The following is a 4,418-nucleotide window of genomic DNA, read 5'->3' as shown; positions in this document are numbered from 1 at the left end:
GCGCCGCCGCGGCCGCGCACGCGCTGCTCGCCGACTGCGTGCGCGTGCTCGGCACCGACCACCCGGACACGCTGCGCACGCGGGGCAACGTCATCCGCTGGCGGGGCCAGGCCGGGGACCCCGCGGGCGCCGCCTCCGCGTCGGCCGTCCTGATCGACGACTGCACCCGGATCCTCGGCGGTGATCATCCGGACACCCTGAGCGTCCGCAACTACATGGCCCGCTGGCACGGCGAGGCGGGCGATCCGCAGCGCGCCCGGCACATCGCGGAGCAGGTGCTGGCCGACTACAGCCGGGTGCTCGGCGACGATCATCCGGACACGCTGAACGTCCTGGGCAACCGGGCGCGCTGGCTCGGCGAGAGCGGCGACCCGTCCGGCGCGGTCGCCGCGTACCAGGAGGTGCTCGCCCGGCGCCTCGCCGTGCTCGGCGCCGATCACCCGGACACCCTCACCGCCCGCAACAACGTCGCGTTCTGGCGCGCCCAGGCGGGCGGCGTCACCGCCGCGGCGGCTGACGTGGAGGAACTGCTGCTCGACTACCTGCGGCTGCTCGGGCCGGACCACCCGGCGACGCTGGGCGTCCGGGTCAACCTGGCATTCCTGCGCGGCGAGGCGGGCGACCCGGGGGCGGCCCACCGTGACTGCGCGACGCTGGTCGACGACTACCTGCGGGTGCTCGGACCGGATCACCCGGAGACGTTGGGCCTGCGCTGCGGCCTGGCCCGCTGGCGCGGTGAGGCCGGCGACCCGCGGGGGGCCGTCGACGTGCTGGAGCCGGCGTTGCCGGACTTCGGGCGGGTGCTCGGCTGGAACCACGTGGCCACCCTGACGGCCCGGGGCATGCTCGCCTATCTGCGCGGCCTGGCGGGGGACGCCGCCGGCGCCGCGGACGGCTACGAGGACCTGCTCACGGACCGGATCCGGGTGCTCGGCGCGGAGCATCCCGACACCGTTAGCACACGAAAGAACCTGGCGTTCTGGCGCCAGCATGGCTGACCGCCCGGCGATCGCCGGCGGATACCATGAGATGATGACTCGTTCCCAGGGGCGGTGCGTGTGACGCGACGGCCGTTCCCGGCCCACCTCGTGCTCATCTGCGGGGTCCGGCCGCAGTACATCAAGGCCGCGGCGCTGCAGTACGAGTTACAGCGCTGTTCCGCAGCGCCGTTCACCACCACGATCATCGACACCGCGCAGCACTTCTCGCCGCCGATGAACGACCTGCTCATGCGCGAGATCGGACTCGAGCCGACGATCCGCCTCAGGCATCCCTCCCGCAGCAGCCCGGCCGAGGTGCTCGGGAGCACCGTCAGCCAGCTCGGCAACCTCTCCAGCCAGTGGCCGCTGACCACGACCGTCGTCGTGTTCGGCGACGCCAACCCGATGCTGGCCGGTGCGCTGACGGCCAAGCTCAACGGGTTCCGGCTGGTCCACGTCGAGGCCGGGGAGCGGCGCATCGGCGGCGAGCAGGAGTCGTTCAACTCCCGGGCCGCGGACCTCGCCGCAGACCTGGCGTTCTGCGTGTCGGCATCGGCGGCCGAGGCGCTGCGCGCCGAGGGCTTCACCGGTCAGCTGGTCCGCACCGGCGACCTGGCCGCCCGCTGGTTCACCCACATGATCGCCCCGCCGCCGGCCGGGGACCGGACCGGGGACCGGACAGGGGCCGACGCCAACCGGGTGATGGTGACGCTGCACCGGCCGGAGAACATGAACATCGGTACGATGCGCCAGCTCCTGACCCGGCTGCTCGACCGCGGCAAGACCGTCCACTGGATTCTCCATCCCCGCTCCGCCGCCATGGTGCGACGCGCGTCGAAGGAACTCCCCGTCGTGCTGCACGAGCCGATGGGGTTCCGGCAGGTCCTGCGGGCGCTGAGCGACGCCGCCTTCCTGGTGTCGGACTCGGGCGGCCTGATCCGCGAGGCACACCTCCTCGGCCGGCCGGCACTCGCGGTGAACACCGCCGTCTGGACCGACCTGCACGACGCCGGCCTCATCCGCCACGTCGGACCCGACCTGTCCGACCTCGACGCCGGCATCGCGTGGGTCGAGCAGCTGCGCGGGGCCCTGCCGCCGTCGCCGCTCATGGTGCCGGGCGGCATCGACGAGGGGATCGACGCCCTGCTGACGCTGGCCAACCGGCCATGACCGGCAGCGGCGCCGGGCTGGTCGGCTACGGCTACTGGGGCCCGAACTTCGCCCGGCTCCTCGCCGGCCACGCCCGGCTGCCGCTGCGCGCCGTCGTCGACCCGTCACCGCAGCGCCGGGCGGCGTTCCAGGCGGCGTACCCGCGCCTGCCGGCGTTCGCCGAGCTCGACGGCATGCTCGCCGATCCGTCCGTCGGTGCGGTCGTCATCGCCACGCCGCCGCGGACCCACGCGGCCCTGACCCGGCGCGTGCTGGCCACCGGCCGTCACGTCCTGGTCGAGAAGCCGCTGGCGACGTCGGCCGGCGACGCGGTGGAGCTGGCCCGGGCCGCCGAGGCTGCGGGCGTCGTGCTCATGGTCGGGCACACCTTCGAGTTCGTGCCCGGCATCCGGCGCATGCGCGAGGCGATCCTCGGCGACGAGCTGGGCCCGGTGCGGTACCTGCACCTGCAGCGGCTCAACCGGGGCCGGGCCAATCCCGACGTGGACGTGCTGTGGTCGCTGGGACCGCACGACGTCGCGATCGCCAACCACCTGGTCGGCACCAGCCCCGACTGGGTGTCGGCCCGCAGCTTCCGGACCGGTCACGGCGCGCCGGCCGACGTGGCGTTCCTGACGCTGGGCTATCCCGGTGCGGTCGTCGCCCACGTCCACCTCAGCTGGGCCGACCACGTCAAGGTTCGCCGGACCGTGGTGGTCGGCGCCCACCGCATGCTGACGTACGACGACGCGCCGCCCGGGCCCGCGCTCGCATGGCGCGACGGCATCGCCACCCAGGCGGTCCCGTTGCCCGCCACGGAGCCGCTCGCCGCGGAGCTCGAACACTTCATCGACTGCGTGACCGTCGGCACCCCGCCACTCACCGACGGCTGGAACGGCATCCGGGTGGTGGCGGCCCTGGAGGCGGCCGACCGTTCCGTCCGCGACGGCGGCCGCTCCACCGAGGTCGTCCTGCCGGCCGGCGCGGTGACCCGATGACCGGCCACCCGGCCGCCCGGATCGCACCGCTCACCGTCGTGTGGCCGGACGTCGAGCTCGGCCCGGGCACGACGATCGAGGAGTTCTGCATCATCGGCCGGCCGGCCGGGGACGCGGAGCCCCCGCGGCGCACGATCCTCGGTGCCGGCGGCGTCATCCGCAGTCACACGGTCATCTACGCCGGTGTCGTCGCCGGCGACCGCCTCGTCACCGGCCACCACGTGCTGCTGCGCCAGGACGCCGTCATCGGCGCGGACGTCTCGATCGGTTCCTCGTCGGTGGTCGAGCACAGCGTCCGCATCGAGGACCGGGTCCGCATCCACTCGCAGTGCTTCGTGCCCGAGCACTCCGTGCTGCGCGAGGGTGCGTGGCTCGGGCCGCGGGTGACGCTGACGAACGCACCCCGCCCCGGCTGCCCGGACGTCAGCCGATGCACGGCCGGCGTCACGATCGGCCGCGGTGCGCGGATCGGGGCGAACGCGACGATCCTGCCCGGGGTCCACGTGGGCGACGGCGCGCTGGTCGGTGCGGGCGCCGTCGTCACCCGCGATGTCCCGCCCCGGACCGTCGTGACCGGTGTGCCGGCGCGCACGTACTGCGGCACGGGCGACCTGACCTGCCCGGCCGGCGCCGACCACGTCCCCTACCCGAGCTGACCCGCGGCGGCTATCCCGCCGCGGACAGCAGGCGCGCGCCGAGCGCGTGGGTGCAGTGGCGCAGCTCCGGGCCGCCGACGACGTGGAACGGGGACGGCAGGGCGGCCAGCTGCTCGGCGTACCACCACGGGTTGCTCGTCGTGCCCACCAGCCGGCAGTGGCCGTCGTCGATCGCCTCGAGGCGGCCCAGGCCCCGGCGGACGCACGCCGCCGCCTTCTCGAGCGCGGCGTCGATCACGACCTCCGTCGCGTACTCCCAACCGACCGCCAGGTGCTCCTCCAGTACCGACACCGCATCCAGGTCGGCCGGGGGCTCGAAGGGCTCCGCGAGCGGCTCGACCGCCCGGATGCGGTCGATGCGGTAGGCGCGGCGGGCGGACGACGAGTGCGACCAGCACAGCAGGTACCAGCGGCCGTGGCGGACGACCACCGCCCACGGGTCCGCGTCCGTGGACCACTCGGTGCCGGCCTCCGAGCGGTAGGTCAGGTGGACGCGGCGCGCGGTCGAGCAGGCCTGGACCAGGGTCGCGGTGGTCGACGGGTCGGGGCGGGCGGCGCCGCGGTCGGGGGCCGGCGCGGCCTGTCGATGATCGTCGCGCTCGCCGTCAGCGTGCCGGTCGGCGTGTGGTCGGCCT

5 protein-coding genes are annotated in these 4,418 nt (G+C 74.6%); 4 read left to right on the top strand and 1 reads right to left on the bottom strand.

Annotated elements, in window-relative coordinates:
• The 4 genes from ABZS66_RS60775 to ABZS66_RS60760 form a co-directional block, all read left to right on the top strand.
• Window positions 1–998: tetratricopeptide repeat protein (locus ABZS66_RS60775; protein ID WP_354773976.1), on the top strand; the 998-nt coding region annotated here is incomplete at its 5' end.
• Between the two features lie 60 nt (window positions 999–1,058).
• Window positions 1,059–2,150 carry a UDP-N-acetylglucosamine 2-epimerase gene (locus ABZS66_RS60770; protein ID WP_354773974.1) on the top strand — a complete coding sequence of 364 codons (1,092 nt, stop codon included), beginning with the start codon at window positions 1,059–1,061 and terminating at the stop codon, window positions 2,148–2,150.
• Entirely contained in the window at window positions 2,147–3,127 is a 981-nt protein-coding gene (locus ABZS66_RS60765) for a Gfo/Idh/MocA family oxidoreductase (RefSeq protein ID WP_354773972.1), read from the top strand. The genes ABZS66_RS60770 and ABZS66_RS60765 overlap by 4 nt, the downstream gene beginning before the upstream one ends.
• Window positions 3,124–3,783, top strand: a complete 660-nt coding sequence (locus ABZS66_RS60760; protein ID WP_354773970.1) for a DapH/DapD/GlmU-related protein — start codon at window positions 3,124–3,126, stop codon at window positions 3,781–3,783. The genes ABZS66_RS60765 and ABZS66_RS60760 overlap by 4 nt, the downstream gene beginning before the upstream one ends.
• A 10-nt stretch (window positions 3,784–3,793) precedes the next feature.
• On the opposite strand, the gene ABZS66_RS60755 is transcribed toward ABZS66_RS60760, so the two are convergent.
• Window positions 3,794–4,418 (bottom strand): WYL domain-containing protein (locus tag ABZS66_RS60755; RefSeq protein ID WP_354773968.1); only part of this gene is annotated, 625 nt, incomplete at its 5' end.

This window comes from Dactylosporangium sp. NPDC005572 (assembly GCF_040605515.1).
GTDB lineage: Bacteria > Actinomycetota > Actinomycetes > Mycobacteriales > Micromonosporaceae > Dactylosporangium.
This window is presented reverse-complemented; position numbering and strand designations above follow the sequence as displayed.